General features: G+C 72.0%; 12 protein-coding genes. 3 read left to right on the forward strand and 9 right to left on the reverse strand.

Annotated elements, in window-relative coordinates; all coding sequences use genetic code 11:
- Positions 1–93: 93 nt before the first annotated feature.
- Entirely contained in the window at positions 94–708 is a 615-nt protein-coding gene (locus tag ACFVFQ_RS07390; RefSeq protein ID WP_383410269.1) for a type 1 glutamine amidotransferase, read from the reverse strand.
- On the opposite strand from ACFVFQ_RS07390, the gene ACFVFQ_RS07395 reads away from it, so the two are divergent.
- Positions 627–1,175 (forward strand): dihydrodipicolinate synthase family protein, encoded by a 549-nt coding sequence (locus ACFVFQ_RS07395; RefSeq protein WP_383410272.1) that lies wholly within the window; start codon positions 627–629, stop codon positions 1,173–1,175. The genes ACFVFQ_RS07390 and ACFVFQ_RS07395 overlap by 82 nt on opposite strands.
- A gap of 113 nt (positions 1,176–1,288) precedes the next feature.
- On the opposite strand, the gene ACFVFQ_RS07400 is transcribed toward ACFVFQ_RS07395, so the two are convergent.
- Together ACFVFQ_RS07400 and ACFVFQ_RS07405 are read right to left on the reverse strand one after the other, a co-directional pair.
- The gene (locus tag ACFVFQ_RS07400) at positions 1,289–1,486 is read right to left on the reverse strand and encodes a 4-oxalocrotonate tautomerase family protein (RefSeq protein ID WP_383410275.1); all 198 of its coding nucleotides are present in this window, start codon (positions 1,484–1,486) and stop codon (positions 1,289–1,291) included.
- Positions 1,487–1,779: 293 nt separating this feature from the next.
- Positions 1,780–3,006: an MFS transporter gene (locus ACFVFQ_RS07405; RefSeq protein WP_383410278.1), complete on the reverse strand. Its 1,227-nt coding sequence runs from the start codon at positions 3,004–3,006 to the stop codon at positions 1,780–1,782.
- Positions 3,007–3,185: 179 nt separating this feature from the next.
- Between ACFVFQ_RS07405 and ACFVFQ_RS07410 the strand changes: the two genes are divergently transcribed.
- Complete coding sequence (locus tag ACFVFQ_RS07410; RefSeq protein ID WP_383410796.1) at positions 3,186–4,082, forward strand: LysR family transcriptional regulator; 897 nt, start codon at positions 3,186–3,188, stop codon at positions 4,080–4,082.
- A gap of 40 nt (positions 4,083–4,122) precedes the next feature.
- Here the strand turns inward: ACFVFQ_RS07410 and ACFVFQ_RS07415 are convergent, their stop codons facing one another.
- Entirely contained in the window at positions 4,123–4,785 is a 663-nt protein-coding gene (locus ACFVFQ_RS07415; protein WP_383410284.1) for a TetR/AcrR family transcriptional regulator, read from the reverse strand.
- Positions 4,786–4,878: 93 nt separating this feature from the next.
- On the opposite strand from ACFVFQ_RS07415, the gene ACFVFQ_RS07420 reads away from it, so the two are divergent.
- On the forward strand, positions 4,879–6,369 hold the full coding sequence (locus tag ACFVFQ_RS07420; protein ID WP_383410287.1) for an amidase: 1,491 nt from the start codon (positions 4,879–4,881) through the stop codon (positions 6,367–6,369).
- On the opposite strand, the gene ACFVFQ_RS07425 is transcribed toward ACFVFQ_RS07420, so the two are convergent.
- The 5 genes from ACFVFQ_RS07425 to ACFVFQ_RS07445 form a co-directional block, all read right to left on the reverse strand.
- Entirely contained in the window at positions 6,344–6,799 is a 456-nt protein-coding gene (locus tag ACFVFQ_RS07425) for a DUF5990 family protein (RefSeq protein WP_383410290.1), read from the reverse strand. The genes ACFVFQ_RS07420 and ACFVFQ_RS07425 overlap by 26 nt on opposite strands.
- Positions 6,800–6,814: 15 nt before the next feature.
- On the reverse strand, positions 6,815–7,465 hold the full coding sequence (locus tag ACFVFQ_RS07430) for a TetR family transcriptional regulator (RefSeq protein ID WP_383410293.1): 651 nt from the start codon (positions 7,463–7,465) through the stop codon (positions 6,815–6,817).
- Between the two features lie 103 nt (positions 7,466–7,568).
- Positions 7,569–15,254, reverse strand: coding sequence for a type I polyketide synthase (locus tag ACFVFQ_RS07435; RefSeq protein WP_383410296.1), 7,686 nt, complete (start codon positions 15,252–15,254; stop codon positions 7,569–7,571).
- Positions 15,251–16,030: a thioesterase II family protein gene (locus tag ACFVFQ_RS07440; RefSeq protein ID WP_383410299.1), complete on the reverse strand. Its 780-nt coding sequence runs from the start codon at positions 16,028–16,030 to the stop codon at positions 15,251–15,253. Before ACFVFQ_RS07440 ends, ACFVFQ_RS07435 begins: the two co-directional genes overlap by 4 nt.
- Entirely contained in the window at positions 16,027–17,610 is a 1,584-nt protein-coding gene (locus tag ACFVFQ_RS07445; RefSeq protein WP_383410302.1) for a GMC family oxidoreductase, read from the reverse strand. Before ACFVFQ_RS07445 ends, ACFVFQ_RS07440 begins: the two co-directional genes overlap by 4 nt.

Consider the following 17,610-nt stretch of genomic DNA (forward strand, 5'->3'; position numbering starts at 1 on the left):
GGTCAACGGAAAGCTACAAGCCCGAGCGTCACCCCGTCCAATCCTTTTCCCCGTCTCCTTCTTCCCCGTCACGTGATCACGGCCCAGCCAGTCCTAGCCGTTGGCGCGGGCCTCGAAGAGGCCACGCAGGTGGGCCAAGCTCTGCTCGGCCAGCGGGCGCAGGGCCGGGGCGACGGTACGGGCATCGGCCGTCAGCCTGTCCACGGCCTGCGGGCCGAGGGCGTCCGTGGCCTCGGCGACGAACGAGGGTTCGGCGAGCCAGTCGTCAAGGAGGCCCGGCGTCACCTCCAGGTGGAACTGGAGGCCCCAGGCAGCCGGGCCGATGCGGAATGCCTGGCACTCGGTGGTGTCGGTACGCGCCAGCACGCGGGTGTCGGCGCCGGGCACGATGCGGTCACCATGCCAATGGAGAACGGCCGGAGCGTCCGCCAACGGGCCGACGACCGGGTCGTCACGGTCCACGCCGCGCAACGGGCTCCAACCGATCTCGCTCTCCCGGCCGAGCTCGGCGCCGCTCCGCACCGTCAAGCCCTGGGCGCGGGCGAGGAGTTGGGCCCCCAGGCACACGCCCAGCGTCGGCGTACCGCAGTGCAACGCCTCGGCGAGCAGCTCCCGCTCCAGCTTGAGTGCCGGATGGGCGGCCAGGTCATCGGCGGCCGGGTGGTTGGCGGCGCCGGCACGGTGGACGGTGCGCGTGCGGCGGGACATCGACCGGGCAGCCGCTCGGAGCGCGTACGCTGCGCCAACTGGCCCTGATGCGCGGGGTCGTCGGCGCGAAGTTGGCGACCGGCTCGGTGGACCAGGACGCCGTTGAGCTGTTGGGCTACCTGCCGCCCGACTTCGCCGTGCCGGCCTGGGAGGACGCCTTCCCCGCTCCGCTGCTCGCCCTCGGCGCGGCGGGCGGGGTCCTCGCCACCGGCCACCTGGCCACCCCGTGTTTCGTCGAGCTGCTCGATGACTGGGACAAGGGGAACGTGGAGTTCGCCCGCCCGCTCGGCCACCGGCTGGCAACGCTTGCCCAGGCGGTCTTCTCCGAACCCAACCCAGCCGTGGTGAAGGCAGTGTTGGCAGCTCAAGGGCGGATTCCCACACCGGCGGTACGGCTGCCGCTGCTGCCCGCGAGCGAGGCCGCGACGGCGCGGGCGTTGGACTGCCTGGCCGCGCTTGACGGGTGATCCCATCCGGCCGGCGAGCCGGGCAGAGCAGCGGCGCGGTCAGCCGGGCCGCAGATCGTCCGCCCGCCACGATGGGCGGACGGACGAGCAGGCGGCCGGGCAGACGGGCCGGATCAGCGCTTGGCGGCACGCGCGGCCAGCGTCTCGCCGCCGACCGACCAACTGTCGGTGTCGATCTCCTGAACGGTCACCCATACGCTCTCCGGCTTGGAGCCGGTGGCCTTCACATACGCATCGGTCAACTCGCGGACCAACTCGGCCTTCTGCTCGGCGGTCTTGCCGGGGGTCTGCTGCACCTGGATCAGCGGCATGGTGTTCTCCGGGGTATCGAAACGGACTCGACTGGGACATCGAGCTGGGATTCACCGCACGCGACCCCGGTTGACTTGGCTCGGGGCCGCGGCGCTGCGACCAGTCCAACACCGGACCCGACGCCGTCCAAGGCACAATCCGAGCTGACACTGATCACGAACCGTGATGTATCCGGGAGGCGTTGGGGCGCCGGATGACTGGGCCACCAGGCTGTTGGAACGTCGAGCCGTTGGGTTGCTTGGTGGCCGTGCCGTCGCGTGGAACGGTGTGGAACCGCGGAGCTGGGCACGGGTCAGAACCTGCGCACCGCGATCAGTGCCGCCAGCCCCATCGAAGCCAGGCACACCACGACCACCCCCAGCCATCCCACGCCGTGGTACGCGGCGGCCGCCACCGTGCCGCCGATGCTGTTGCCGACGTAGTAGATCGTCAAGTAGAGAGCGGATGCCTGGGCGCGACCGGTCGGGGCGTTGCTGCTCACCGAACTGGAGGCAACGACATGGCCGGTGAAGAAGCCGGCCGTGACCAGGACCAGCCCCACCACGATCGCCACGATGCTGTCGAAGACCGTGACCAGGACGCCCGCGGTGACCACCACGATGCCCGCGTACAGGGCCGTGCGGCGCCCGAAACGTTCGGCGAACCGCCCGACGTAGGTCGAGGTCACCGTCCCCACCAGATAGATCAGGAAGAACGCGCCGATCACGCCCTCAGGCAGGTCGAACGGTGCCACAGACAGCCGGTACCCCAGCACCGTGAACACCGCGCCGAAGACCACCATGAACAGCGCGCCGAGGAAGTACAGCCGCAGCAGCAGCGGATTACGCAGGTGACCGGAGACCGTGCGGGCCACCGCCTTTGGGTTGATGGGCGCGGAACGGAAGTGGGCCGCGGCGGGCACCGTGAGGCGGAAGACCACCGCACACAGCAGCGCGACGACGCCCAACACCCCAAGCGAGACACGCCAGTTGCTCCACTGCGCGACCAGGCCCGCCACGAAGCGCGAACTCATACCGCCGATGCTGTTGCCGGCCAGGTACAGACCGATCGCCGAGGAGACCGCCTTGGGTGAGACCTCCTCGGCCAGGTAGGCCATGGCGGTGGCGGGAAGACCCGCCACCGCAACACCCTGGAGGGCCCGCAGCGCGATGAAGACGCGGATGTCGGTGGCGAACGGCAGCGCCAGTCCGATCACCGTCGAGGCGAAGACCGCCGCGGTCATCACGCGTGTGCGCCCGTACTTCTCCGACAGCGCGCTCAGCGGCAGCAGGGCCAGCGCGACGGCTGCGGTGGTCGCCGAGACCGTGAGACTGGCCACTGCCGGGGTGACCTGCAACTCGTCGGATATCTCCGGCAACAGGCCCTGGTTGACGTACAGCAACAGGAAGACGGCGACGCCGGCGGCGAAGAGGGCGGTGATGGCGCGGCGGTAGGCCGACGTCCCAGGCACCAGCTTGCTGGCGTCGGCCGGTGGGGTAAGGGGAGTGGGGGCAGGGGCCCCCGTACGGAAGTGCACCATGGTGGCGACGCTAGGCAGCGCCGATCGATGCGTCCAATGGCACAACGGTGCGATACTGATGCGGATTTGCATCAGTGGAGGTAGTGCGGGTGCCAGAGCACGGCGACGGCGAGATAGCGGGCCCGGAGAAGGAGCCGGTCGGAACGGGAGCATCCCCGATCCCTCTGGCCCCCGAGTCCATGGCGCTTCTCCTCTCACCGCGACTGGCGCAGTTCGTCGCCGTGGCCCGGTCCCAACACGTCACCCGCGCCGCCACCGAACTCGGCGTCCCCCAGCCGACGTTGAGCCGCACCATCGCCCGACTGGAGGCGGACCTCGGCGTGCAGTTGCTCTCCCGACACGGCCGCAGCGTCCGGCTCACCTCCGCCGGCCGGGCACTGCTCACCCACGCCGAACGCGCCCTGGCCCACACCGAACGCGGCGGCCGCGCCGTCCAGGAAACCGCCGACCCGCACGGCGGTCGCATCGCCTTCGGCTTCCCGCACACCCTCGGTCCGTCCACCGTCCCCGACCTGCTACGCGAGTTCAGCGAACGCCGTCCGCGCATCCGCTTCCAACTCATGCAGGACTACGGCGCCGCGCTGCTGTCCCGGTTGCGCACCGGGGAGTTGGACCTCGCCCTCATCTCGCCACCGCCCGACGAAGTCGATGTGACGGCCCGTCGGGTACACCGCCAGCGGCTGCGCCTGGTCGTACCCGCCAGTCACCCGCTGGCGGGACGCCGCCAGGCCCGGCTTGCCGAGGTCCGGGACGACGCCTTCGTCTCCCTCCCCTCGGGCTACGGACTACGGCAGATCACCGACCGACTGTGCGCCGCGGCCGGCTTCACCCCACGGATCGCCTTCGAGGGCGAGGAGGTCGAAACCCTCCGCGGCCTGGTGGCCGCCGGCCTGGGGGTGGCCCTCCTCCCCTCCCCCGCGGTACCGCGCCCCGGCGTCGCCGAACTGACCGTCGACGGCCCGAACGCCGTCCGCGACATCGCCCTCATCTGGCTCCGCGGGCGCCAACCCACCGTCCCCGTGGCGGAGTTCAGGGACTTCCTGCTGGCGCATCGCGATCGTCTGCTGCGGGATTGACGGCGGGATTGACGGCAGGTCCCGCGGAAGCCTGGGAGGCTCACGGCCGGTCTTGATCGCCGCCGCCCTCCCCCGTCGGATGCTGTGCGAGTGCGGTCCAGGAGCGCAGGAGCAGCTCGAAGGCGTCGACGACGACGTCGTCGGGGATGCCCTCGGGGGTCAACAGACGCTGGATGAGCAGGCCGTCCTCCAGGGCGTGGACGATCAGCGCCAGGAACGCGGGGTCCGCGGGTGGTGCGACGCCGCGGGTGGCGAACGCCTGCTCCAGGCCGGTGGCATGGGCGTTGCGGGCGAGGCGTTCACGCTCGGCGAGCCGCGGGCGGAGTGCGTCGTTGCGCAGCGCGTGCAGGACGAGTTCCATGCGCAGGGCGAGCCATTGGGGCAGGTGCTGGGCGCGGTCGCGGTTCCAGGCCCGGAGCCTGTCGAGGGCGTCGGCGAGGGAAGTGGCGTCCTGGGTGAGGGCGCGAACTTCTTCGACCTCGCGGGATGTTCGGCTGTGGAGCACCTCGGCGACGAGGGCGTTCTTGTCCTCGAAGTTTCCGTAGAACGCGCCGCGGGTGTAGCCGGCACGTTCGGCGATCTGCTCGACGGAGGTGCCGTTGACACCGCGTTCGGTGAACAGCTCGGCAGCGGCGGACAACAGGCGATCGCGGGTCTGTCGTCGGCTCTCTTCGCGGGTCAGGCGCTTGCGTGCGGGAGTCACAGCGTCATCCTACGACGCACCTCCGCCAAAATATTCAATGTTGCATCCAGATACAGAACTGTATCTTGAGCTCCCGGAACGAGGGGAGGCCCGATGAGGGCGAGGGAACTGTGGGCGCTGGCGGCGACGGAGCTTGCGCAGCTGGTGACTTCGGGGGAGGTGTCCGCGGCGGAAGCCGTCGAGGCGCATCTGGAGCGGATCGCCGCGGTGAACCCGGAGGTGAACGCGGTGACCCGGCTGCTGGACGACAGCGCCCGGCAGGCCGCGCGCGAGATCGACCAACGCCGGGCCGCCGGCGAGGAGTTGGGACCGTTGGCCGGGGTGCCGTTCACGGTGAAGGAGAACATCCACGTCGCGGGATCGGCGACCACGCACGGCGTGCCGTACTTCCGCGACTGGGTCGCGCAGCAGGATGCACCCCCGGTGCGGCGGCTGCGCGCGGCCGGGGCGATACCGATCGGCCGCACCAACATGCCCGACCTGGCGCTCGCCGGACTCCACACGGTCAGCCAGTTGTTCGGCGACACCGTCAACCCGTGGGACCCCGAGCGCACTCCCGGGGGCACCAGTGGCGGCGACGCGGTCGCGGTGGCGACCGGTATGGCGCCGCTGGGCCTGGGCAACGACTCCGGCGGTTCGGTGCGCAACCCGGCGACGTTCAACGGCGTCGTGGGGCTGAAGCCGAGCTATGGGCGGTTCCCGGCCGACCACCGGATGAACGACCAGGAGCCGGTCCTGGGGCACCAACTCTTCCCGGTTGACGGGCCGTTGGCCCGGTCGGTGACGGACCTGCGGGCAGCGTACGAGGTCCTGGCGGGCACGGATCCCCAGGACCCGCGGGCCGTTCCGGCGCCACTGTACGGGCCGCGGCCCGACGCTCCGGTGCGGGTCGGCGTGGTGACCGACCCCGGCGGACGGGGCGACGTCCACCCGGACGTGCGCGCGGCGATCGAGGCGGCGGCAGCAGCGCTGGAGGATGCCGGCCACCCCGTCGAGGAGGTGGAGGTCCCGCGCTTGCAGGACGCCCTCGATGGCTACGGCGCACTGCTGCGGACCGAGTTCTCCCTTGCCTGGCCCGTGCTCAGGCGACTGCTGACCGACGACAGCGCCCGCCACATCGAGCTGGACACCCAACGCCACCCGGCCGTCGGCCTGGAGGAGTACGTCCGGCAGACCGGCGTACGCCTCGGCGTCCAGCGCGCCTGGGCCCGCCTCTTCGCGCACTGCCCACTGCTGCTGGGCCCGGTGTCCACACAGCCGATACCCGCACCCGTGGTGCCACGGACCGCGGAGGAGCGCGAGGCGACGTTCGCACCGATGCGGCTGCTCACCGCATCGACCTATGTGGGCGTGCCGGCCGTGGCCGTGCCCACCGGGCTCGCCGCCGGACTGCCGCAGGGCGTCCAGGTCATGGCAGGGATGTACCGCGAGGACCTGTGCCTGGACGCGGCACAGCGGATCGAGGAGCGCCTGGGCGTACTGACCCCACTCGACCCCGCGCAGACACCGAGTCGAGGGGGGCTGACGGCGGGGACCCCGGTCGGATCCTCAACCCCGTTCATGGCGCGGCGGACCATTCGATGAGTGGTGGCCGGACCTGGGCACACAGGGGGTGGCCCTTGGCGTCGGTGAGTCGCAGGCGGCCCACGAGCCGGCCGGTACGTGTCGCGGCGTCGACGGTGTCCGGGGCGATGGCATCGAGCATCAGCTTTGCCCGACGGAACAGGGTGAAGGCTCCCGTCTCGTCGACGGTGCCCCAGGACAGGTAGATGAACCGGGCTCCGGGGCGCCCCTGGATATAGGGCCCCTTGAGGTCGATGCCGGTATCGGTCGGCGTCGCCGTGCAGTCCAGCGTCCATGCCACTGACGGGGCATCACCGGGCTGACGGTCGAGCAACTCGTCGCTCCGCTCGCGTCGTTGGACCGCGACGTGGATGTTGTCGTAGCCGGGGAAGTCCGGGCTCGCACCACAGGTGCGGCCCGGCAGTTGGCATCCCTCGATCCGAATCTGCATGAGTCCATCCTCCCCTCAGCCGACCGTCGGTGTGCGCGTCGGGCCCGTCAGGGTTTCCAGGGAGAGGGTGGCGAGTTGTTCTTCCAGGGCGGAGTGGTCTGCCAGGACCGCGGCGCGGAAGCGGTGGGCGGCGAGCATGGAGAGGAGCCACCAGGCGCCGATGTTCGGGTCCAGGTCCGGGCGGAGTTCGCCGGCTTGTTGGCCCTTGTCGATGAGGTCGGCGAGGACCTCCGCCACGCGTCGGACGGCGGAGCGGGCTGCGGCGGCCACCTCGGGGTCGGCGGTGAGCCCCATGGCGTCGGAGAACAGTACGCCCGCGGACCCGTGGGTGTGCAGCGCTTCGAGGTGCTGCGGGGACATCTGCTCGGTGAGGAAGGCGAGGACCGAGCGGTCCGATTCGAGGGCGGGCCGGGCGTTGTCGGCGAGTTGGTCGGCGGCGCGTTCCAGTACGGCGGCGAACAGTGCTGACTTGGAACCGAAGTTCTGGAAGACCACGGGTTCGCTCACGCCGACGCGCGCGGCGATGGTGGAGATCTTGCTTCGCTGGTATCCCAACTCGGCAAAGACCTCGATCGCCGCATCGAGGATCGTCGCACGCCGTTCCGCAGCGGACATGCGGGTGCGTCGCGGTGTGGCTGGTGCGGGCGTCGGCTCGGGTTTGGTCACGGGATCAGGGTATCCGGGGGGAGGTGGGTGGTTGGGTGGCGAGTGGGTGGGGCGGCGCCCGCCCTGCGCGGGTGGCAGGGCGGGCGCCGTTGGTTGTGGCTGGTCAGAGGCGTACGACTTCGGTTTCTTCCTCCGCGGTCGCGGGCGTCGGCTCGTCCGTGTCCATGACGGCGCGGAGGGTGATCTGGCGGGAGACCAGGTCCGCGATGTCCGAGACCGTGGCGGCGCCGAACAGTTGCTTGGTGGGGACGTTGACGGACAGGCCGGACAGCAGTCGGTTGCGTAGTTGGACGGCCATGAGGGAGTCCAACCCGATCTCGTTCAGTCGGACGTGCGGGAAGGTGGGGCGCAATTCCTCGCGCTCGTGGGCGTCCATGCCCACCAAGAGGCCGACCTGGCGCAGCAGTTCGGAGATGACTGCCTGGGTGCCGGCCTCGGGTTCTTCGAGGACCAGGCGGGTCAGTTCGCGCAGGCGGTCGGCGTCCGTGTCCGTGGTGAGGTGCTGTTCGGCGGGTTCCAGGTCGGCGAGGAGGGTGTAGGGGAGGCGGCGGGGTGCGGTGGCGGTGAAGCGGCCCCAGTCGGTCTTGGCCAGGCCGAAGTGGGTGGAGTCGGAGGTGAGGAGCATCGGGAACGCGTCGGTGGCCTCGCGGGTGTGGATGCCGTGCATGCCCATGCGGGCGAGTCGGTCGAGTTGCTCCGGTGTCACCATGCCGTCGTCGGCCCAGGGCCCCCAGGCGACGCTCAGGGCCGGCAGCCCTTCCGCGGCGCGGCGGTGGGCCAGGGCGTCGAGAACGGCGTTGGCGACGACGTAGTTCGCCTGCCCTGGCGAGCCGAGCAGGGCCGCCATCGAGGAGATCACGACGAAGAGGTCGAGTGGTTGGTCGGTGGTGGCGTGATGGAGGTTCCAGGCACCTCGGACCTTCGGGTCCAGGACCTTGGCCAGGCGATCGTGATCCAGGTCCTCAAGGCGGACGTCGTCGGTGATTCCCGCGGCGTGGAACACGCCCTGGAGCGGCGGGAGTTGGTCGGCAATGCGGTCGACGAGTCGGTGGACCGCGGCGGGGTCGGTGACGTCCGTGGCATACAGCTCGACCCGTACTCCCTGGTCGCGGAGCGCCGTGATCCAGGCCGGCACCGGGCGGGGCGGTCGGCGGCCGGCCAGGGCCAGGGCGGTGGCCCCGCGCCGTACGAGCCACTGGGCGAGGGTGCGGCCGATGCCGCCCCAGCCGCCGGTGATGAGGTAGGTGACGTCGGGCCGGACGCGTGTGGTCTCCGCCGGCGTCTGCGGGAGCGCGGTCTCGTGGAGGCGCGCCTCGTACCAGCGGCCGTCGCGGACGGCCAGATGGCCGGAGCCCGGGTGCTGGTCGACGTGCCGGAGCAGGGGTACCAGGGGCACCGCGCCGTCCGCGGCCGAGGAGTCGACCTGGACGCACTTGAGGTCGGGGTACTCGTGGACGACGGCCTTGGCGAAGCCGGTGAGGACCGTCTGGGCGATGTCGATCCGGTGGCCGGCGGCGTCAACGCCCGTGGGTTCGGGGGACGTTCCCGAGTCCTGGGAGCACAGGACGAGTAGGGCCTGTTGCTCGACGCAGGTGGGGAGGAGGGAGCGGAGGGTGGTGCGGGTGGCGTCGGCGAGGGCGTAGAGCGGCTGGTGGTCGGGGGTGTCGGAGGGCGACTGCGGGGCGGCGGAGGGGGGCGGGGCGCCGTCCAGAAGGACGCCGCGCAGTGGGGGTGTGGTGGTGGTCGCTGCCGTGAGGGCGTCGGCGAAGGCCGCCTCGGATCCGGATGGGGGGATGCGGAACTCGCCGGGGTCGGCCGGGGCGAAGTCCGGGGCGTCGGTCACGGCCAGGAGGGGCCGGGAGCCGGCCCGCGCGAGCTCGTTGCGCCAGGCGCGGCCGGTCTCCGGGTTGCGGGTGATGATGAGCCAAGTGCCGGGCTGTGGCGTCCAGTTGTCCGTTGACTCGGCTGTTCGGTCGGGGATCGGCTGCCAGTCGAGGGTGTAGCGGCGCAGCGGTGGCACCGTCGCGTCGGGCAGGAGGGTGCGGGAGACCGCACGGAGTCGGAGGCCCTCGATGGTGGCCAGTGGCTTGCCTTCGGTGGAGAGGATGTCCAGGTCGGCCAGGCACTCGCGGTCCGTGTCCGTGGTGCCGTGCCAGCGGGCGTGGCACCAGAGGTCGCCGGTGAGGCGGTCGTGGACGGTGATGCGGTCGGCGGCGGCCGGCAGCCAGACGGATGCGGCGTCGGCGGCACGGGTAGCGTCGCTGGCGCTACCGGCCTCGGGTTGGGCGAGAAAGGAGGCGGCGATGTGGAAGCAGGCGTCGAGGGCCGCGGGGTGGAGGGCGTAGGCGTCGTCGCCGGCGCGGCGTTCGGTGACCTCGATGCGGGCGAGGGCTTCGTTGCCGTCGCTCCATAGTTGGGTGAGCCCCCGGAAGGCCGGGCCGTATGCGACGCCGAAGCCGCTGGCCCTGCGGTAGACGGCTTCGCTGTCGACTCGGGGCAGTTGGGCGGTGAGGGCGTCGGGCGCCGGCACCGGGCCGTCTGGTTCCCGACGAAGCGGCGACGCGACCGTCACCGTGGCGCACTCCGTCCACGGGGAGTTGGGGGCGTCGGCGTCGCGGACGAAACAGCGGACCCGTCGGGCGCCGGCGCCCCTGGCCTCCACGTTGTCTGTGGCGTCCGCGTTGTCTGTGGCGTCCGCGTCCTCCACCAGGGCCTGCACCGCGGTCGGTTGGTCCTCGTGGAGTGGGACGAGTTCGTTGAAGGTGATTCCTTGCAGGGCCCACGGGCCGGACGCCGGGGCGGCGTCGCGGAGGGCCGCCAGGGACCATTCGACCATCGCGGCGGCCGGGAGTACGGGGGTGTCGAGTACGCGGTGTTGGGAGGCGTACCAAGGGCGGTCCGCGGTCAGGGTGTTGGCATACCAACGGCCGTTGGTGCCGGCGAGTTCGAGGCGGCTGCCGAGCAGTGGGTGGGTGGTGGTCGCGGCGGCCGTGGTGTCGGAGCGGCCGGCGCGGTACCAGTGACGGGCGGGGCGGAGGGGGTAGGGGGGCAGCGGTACCGACTCGGGCGGGCGGGTGCCCGTACCGCCGCGTGCGGTGCTCACTCCGGACCAGTCGACGGTGCCGCCGTGGGCGTACCACTCGCCGAGGCTGCGCAGGAAGCGGCGGTCGTCGGCGTCGTCGCGGTGGGCGCTGGGCAGCCAGTGGCCGTCGGTGACCGTTTGCTGCCCCAGTCCGCTGAGGACGGGGTCGGGTCCCATCTCGATGAAGTATCGGCAGCCTTGGGCGGCGAGGGTGGCGATGCCGTCGGCGAAGCGCACGGGGTCCTGGATCTGGCGCACCCAGTAGTCGGCGCCCATCTCGGCGTCGGTGAGGGTCTTGCCGGTGAGGTTGCAGATGAGGGGGATGCGGGCCGGGTGGTAGGTCACCTTCTCGGCCTGTTGCCGGAATGCGTCGATCAGGCCGGCCATGAGGGGTGAGTGGGAGGCCCGGGTGACGTTGAGGCGGGTGACCTTGGCGCCGAGGGAGGTCCAGTGCCCGGCCAGCTTCTCCGCCGCGGTGGCGTCGCCGGAGAGGGTGAAGTCGTGCGGGCCGTTGAATGCGGCGATGGCCACCGTCTCCGGTTCGGCGGCGCGCAGTTCGTCGATGAGTGACCGGGGGTCGTCCGCGTGGACCGCGTACATCGCGCCGGGCGGGGTCCGGTCCTGCATCAGGCGGGAGCGGAGCATGACCAGGCGGAGGGCGTCGGGAAGGTCCAGGATTCCGGCCACGCAGGCCGCGGCGTACTCCCCCAGGCTGTGGCCCAGTACGTGGTCGGGTCGGACCCCGCACGCCTGCCAGGTCGACGCGAGCGCGTATTCGACGGTGAAGAGGGCGGGTTGGGCGTAGCGCATCTGCGTCAGGTCGACGAGTTCGCCGGGGCTGCCGCAGAGGGTGGGGAGGAGGGAGACGCCGAGTTCCGCCTGGACGATCTCGTCGCAGGCGTCGGCGGCCTCACGGAAGGCGGCGTAGCGGGAGTAGAACTCCTTTGCCATGCCGATCTGTTGGGAGCCCTGGCCGGGGAAGAGGAAGCCGGCGCGGGGGCGTTGGGCGCCGGTGGCCAGGCCGGTGGAGACGTGTGCGTCCTCCTCGCCGCTGCCGAACGCCCGTAGCCGCTCGGCGGCGTCCGGGGCGGTGCGGGCGAGGATCGCCAGGCGGTGGGCGTGGTGTTGGCGGCGCGCCCCGGCCGCGCGGCAGAGTTCGGCGAAGGCGAGGGGTGGTGCGTCGGCGCTGGGCGTGCCGGTGGCGGCGGGCGGGGCCTTCTCCAGCAGGTCGGCGAAGGAGGCGGCGAGGGTGCGCAGCGCCGGGTCGTTCTTCGCGGAGACCGGCAGCAGGTGCCATGCGTCGCCGGCGACCTCGGCCGTCGCGGGCGTCAGGCGCTCCGCGACGGGTGCCTCCTCGACGATGGCGTGGGCGTTGGTGCCGCCGAATCCGAAGGAGCTGACGCCGGCCGCCCGGGGGTGGTCCCCGCCGGTCCAGTCGCGGGTGCCGTCCGGTATCCGGGTGCGGGTTCCGTCGAGTTGGATGTAGGGGTTGAGTTCCCGCAGGTGGAGATGGGCCGGGATGGTGTGGTGTTCCAGGGACAGCACCACCTTGATGAGGCCGGCGATACCGGCGGCCGCTTCGAGGTGGCCGATGTTGGTCTTCACCGAGCCCACGTGCAGCGGTTCGCCCTCGACGCTTCCGTAGACCTCGTTGAGGGCGCCGATCTCGATGGGGTCGCCGAGGCTGGTGCCGGTGCCATGGGCCTCGACGTAGCCGATCCGGCTCGCGGGGAGGCCGGCGTCGGCCAACGCCCTTGTGATGACGGCCTGTTGGGCGAAGGCGTTGGGGGCGGTGAGGGTGTTGCTCTGGCCGTCCTGGTTGACGGCCGTCCCGCGGACCAGGGCGCGGATGCGGTCGTTCGCCTGGTGCGCGGTGGCGGTGCGGCGCAGTACGACGACGCCGCAGCCCTCGCCGCGCACATAGCCGTCGGCCGAGGCGTCGAACGTCTTGCAGCGGCCCTCGGGGGACATCATGCCGGCCTGGGAGAAGGCCACCGTGAGGTCGGGGTCGAGCAGCAGGTTCACGCCCGCGACGATCGCGGTGTCGCATTCGCCGAGCCGCAGGCTCAGGCATGCCTGGTGCAACGCGACCAGCGAGGACGAACAGGCGGTGTCGACGGCGAAGCTGGGGCCGTGCAGGTCCAGGAAGTAGGACAGCCGGTTGGCGGCCACGCTGAGCGCGGTACCGGTGCCGGTGTAGGCGTCGAGTTCGGCGCCCTCGCGGGTGCCGCGCTGGCGGTAGTCGTTGGAGCTGATGCCGACGAAGACGCCGGTGTTGCTGCCGGCGAGCGAGTCGGGCGCGATGCCGGCGTCCTCCAACGCCCGCCAGGCGGTGGTGAGGACGAGGCGCTGTTGGGGGTCCATGTTCCTGGCTTCGGTGGCCGAGATGCCGAAGAAGGCCGCGTCGAAGCCGTCGGCTCCGTCGATGAAGCCGCCCCAGCGGGTGTTCATCCGGTCCGGGGTGGGCGGACCCTGCTGGTAGTAGCGGTCGGCGGGCCAGCGCGCGGCCGGCACCTCGGTGACCGCGTCCCGCCCCTCGACGAGCAGCTCCCAGAACTCCTCGACGGATGCGGCGCCGGGGAAGGTACCGGCCATGCCGACGATCGCCAGTGGTTCACAGGCCGGCTCGGTCGGGTGGTCCGGCGTCGAGCGGGAGGGCGGCTCGTCGGCGGGAGGGCGGGTGAGTGCCTCCGCGAGGCGTTCGATGGTCGGGTAGCGGTAGAGGATGACGGGGTCGACGGCGATGCCCAGCCAGCGTTGGAGCTCGCCCGACACCGCGGTCAGGCTCACCGAGTCCAGGCCGTAGCTCCCCAACGGGGCGCGGAGGTCGAGGCGTTGGGGAGAGGTGCGGGTGAGGCGGGCCAGGCGGCCCCGGAGCCAGTCGACGATTTCCTGCTGGCGTTCGGGGGCGACGGTGGCCGGTGCCTGGGGGGCGTCCGGGGTCCCGTGGCTTCCTTCGGTGGTGCGGGGTGGGTTCTGGTGCCAGGTGTGGTCGGTGGTGAGTCCGCCCGTTTCGTAGAGGTGTCGGCAGTGTCGGCGGCGGACCTTGCCGCTGGTGGTGACGGGCAGCGAGGCGGGGCGCAGCAGGACGACGGCCTCGGCGCCGATGCCATGTTCCTCGGCGATTGCCTGGCGGACGGCGGCGACGATGTCCTCATGGGCGTACCGGCCGCGTTCGGTGCGCCTGATCTCGTGGATGACGACCAGGCGTTCCTCGCCGTCGGATTCGACGGGGAAGGCCGCGCCCCGGCCGCGGGCGAGCGCGGGGTGGGAGTCCGCAACGGTGGTCTCGATGTCCTGGGGGTAGTAGTTCCGGCCCCGGATGACGATCAGGTCCTTGCGGCGGCCGGTGATGTAGAGGTCGCCGTCGCGGAGCGCGCCGAGGTCACCGGTGCGCAGGAACGGGCCGCTGCCGTCGGCGAGTTGGGCGCCGAAGGTCGCGGCCGACTCCTGAGGCCGCTGCCAGTAGCCGCCGGCGACGGTGCGACCGCGGACCCACACCTCGCCCTCGCGGCCGTCGGGTACCGGGACGTGTGACCGGGGGTCGACGATGACGACATCCGTGTCGCCGCAGGCGGGTCCGTTGGCGACCAGTCGACGGTGTCGGGTGTCCGGGCCGGGGGCCGGGGTGAGTCGGCCCTCGCTCAGGGCCGCCGCGTCGGCGTCCAGGACCGTGAGGGGCTGGGCGCCCCTGCGGATGGTGAGCACCAACGTGGCCTCGGCCATGCCGTAACCGGGGCGGAAGGTGTCGAGTCGGAATCCGCACGGGCCGAAGGTGTCGGCGAACCCCTCCAGGGAGTCGGCGCGCACCGGTTCGGCGCCGATCGCCGCGACGCGCCAGCGCGACAGGTCCAGCGCGGCGCGCTCCTCCGGTTCGATGCGGGTGCGGCACAGTTCGAGGGCGAAGTTGGGGCCGAAGCTGACGGTGCCGCGGTAGCGGCTGAGCGCGGAGAGCCAGCGGAGGGGGTGTTGGACGAAGGCGGCGGGCGGCATCATCACCGTGGTGCCGCCCAGGCGGAGCGGGGCGAGCAGGCCCGCGATCAGGCCGAGGTCGTGGAAGAGGGGCAGCCAGGTGACGTGGATGTCCTCCTCGTTCAGGTCGAGGCTGTCGCACCAGAGGTTGAGTTGGTGCAGCAGGTTGCCGTGGCTGACCATCACGCCGCGCGGGTCGCTGGTGGAGCCGGAGGTGTATTGGAGGTAGGCCAGGTCGTTGCCGTCGAGTTCCGGATCGGTCCAGGACTCGGCGTCGGGCAGGGTGAGTTGGTCGATGGCCTCGACAGCGCAGCCGCCCCGCTGGAACGTCTCGCCGAAGGTGTCCCTCGCTTCGGACATCAGCAGGGCGAGGGCCGGCGCGCAGTCGTCGAGGACGTGCTCGATCCGCTTGGCCTGGGAGCCGCGGGTCGGCGGGTTGAGGGGCACCGGGATCGCCGCGGCGTACAGGCAGCCGAGCATGCCGATCGCGTAGTGCGCGCCGGAGGGCAACAGCAACAGCACGCGTTCGCCGGCGAGGCCGCGCTGTTGGAGGTCGGCCGCCAGACATCGGGCGCGGCGGTCCAGTTCGGCGTAGGTGAGGTGTGCGGTCTCGGTCTCCCCGTCGGGGAGGTCGCGCAACGCGATGTGGTCGCCGTTTCCGCGTGCGTGTGCGCGCAGGACGTGGACCAGCGTCTGGCGGTGGGAGCGGTGGTCGTCCCGGACTGCGCTGCTCATCGTTCCTCCGTGGGGGCCGGTGCGAGGTCGTGGGAAACGGCGGACAGGACTTCGGTGTGGTGGGTGTTGAGGAAGAAGTGGCCGCCGGGGAATTCTCGGAGGGTGCAGTCGCCCTCGGTCTGCGCGCGCCAGGCGCGGAGCTCCTCGGCCGTCGCCTGCGGGTCGGTGGTACCACCGAAGACCGAGAGCGGGCAGGTGAGCGGTGGTCCGGGCCGGTAGGCGTAGGTCTCGGCGACGGACCAGTCCGCGCGGAGCGTGGGCAGGATGGCGGAGAGGGCGTCGGCGTCGGCGAGGACCTCGGGCGGCGTGCCGCCGAGGTCCCGCAGTCGTTGGACGAAGGCGTCGGTGGGGGCGTCGTGGAGTCGTGGCCGGTTGCGGGGTAGTTGGGGCGCCGGGGTGCCGGAGACCAGCAGGCGCTCGGGTTGCGGCAGGCCGATGTGGCGTGCGGTGCGGCAGACCTCGAAGGCGGTGAGGGCGCCCATGCTGTGGCCGAAGTAGGCGTGCGGCCGATCCAGCCAGGGGCCGAGGGCGCGGACCAGGGCGGGCACGAGCCGGTCGAGGCTGGTGAACGGCTCCTCGCCGTAGCGGCGTTCGCGCCCCGGCGGCCGGATCGCGACCACCTCGATGTGCGGGGCCAGCCGCCGGGCCCACGAACGGTAGGCGTAGGCGCCGCCGCCGGCGTGCGGCAGGCAGAACAGCCGCAGCCGGGCCCGCGGCAACGGTCGGAAGCGCTCGAACCAGGCGTGGGTGCGGGTGACGTCCGGCGTGGTGGTCATCGTTCGGTGTCCATCCATTCCGCGGCCCGCTCGGCGAGCATGATGCAGCTGAGGTTGGGGGGTGCACTGGGGAGCGAGGGCATGGCGGAGGCGTCCACCACCCGCAGCCCGTCCATCCCGTGCACCCGGCAGTGCGGGTCCACCACGGCGCGGGGGTCGCCGGCCGGCCCCATGCGGGCGGTGCCGGCGGCGTGCCAGGTCGGGGAGACGAAGGAGGTGACGGCGCGCCTCAACCGGGCGTCGTCCTCGACCATTCGGTCGTTCCACAACAGCACCCGGTCGAGGAGGTCCGCCATCGGCCCGGACCGCACGATCTGCCAGGCGAGGCGGACGCCGGCCATCAGCCGCTCCACGTCGGCGGGGGCGGAGGCCAGCTGGAGGTCGATGACCGGCGCGGTGTCCGGGTGCGCGTTGGGCAGCCGGACCGCGCCGCGGGAGACGGGGTTGAGCAGCATCGCCGAGACGGCCGCCGCGATGGGGGCGCCCAACAGGCCGGTCAGGATGGGCAGTTGGTCGGTCGCCACGTTGTTGAGCAGGTAGATCTGGAAGTCCGGCGGGCCGGGGGTGGTTGCCGCGCGGGCCAGGACCTGGTGCCACGGTTCGCCGTCCCGGCAGGCCCCCGGGGCCGGCACCGCCCAGAAGACCACGGCCGGGTGATCGACGAGGTTCTCGCCCACCCCGGGGAGGGCGGCCACCGGGGCAACGCCGAGTGCACGAAGGGTCGTTGGGTCGCCGATCCCCGAGCGTTGCAGGATTCCGGGCGTCGCGAGGGCGCCCGCCGACACGGTGACGCGTTGCGCCCGCACCCGGAAGGAGCGGCCCCCGCGGCGGCCGCGGACGCCGACGGCGCACCGCCCGTCCAGCACGACGCGGTCCACCTGGCTGTGCTCGCACACGGTCAGGTTGGGCCGGGAGCGGGCGGGCGCCAGATAGGCGCCCGCGGTGGAAACCCGTTGCCGGTCCGCCACGTTGGTGGGGGTCGGGCCGCATCCGCTGCGGGCGTCGGCGTTGAGGTCGGGTACGAAGGGCAGCCCCAGGTCCGCGCATGCCTTGACGAACGCCTGCGGAAGCGGGCCGAGGCGATCGGCGCGCGGGCGGCGGATGGGGATCGGCCCGAAGTCGCCGTGGGCTTCTCCCCTGAAGTCGTGGTCGCTCTCCACCTTCCGGAAATACGGCAGCACTTGGTCCCAGGCCCATTCCGGGTTACCGGCCCGCGCCCAGGCGTCGAAGTCGTCGGGCAGGGCGCGCACGGCCATCGCCCCGTTGACGGCCGACGAGCCGCCGACCACCTTCCCGGTGGGGTAGGGATAGCGTCGGCCACGCTCGGAGGCGGGCCCCGTGTAGGCGGCGTGGTCCCAGTTGTGGCCGTCGAGCACCGGGGCGTGCGCATCGAGCAGGGCCTGGGGCGGCGGGGCGAGGGTGGTGTCGCTGCCCGCCTCCAACAGGAGCACCCGCCGCTCCGGATTCTCCGAGAGCCGGGCGGCCAGCACACAGCCGGCGGACCCGCCTCCCACGATGACGTCGTCCCAGACGATGTCCGGCACCCCGGCCGGTCCGGCTTCGGTCGCGGTTTCCAGCAC

The organism is Streptomyces sp. NPDC057743 (assembly GCF_042798755.1).
GTDB lineage: Bacteria > Actinomycetota > Actinomycetes > Streptomycetales > Streptomycetaceae > Streptomyces.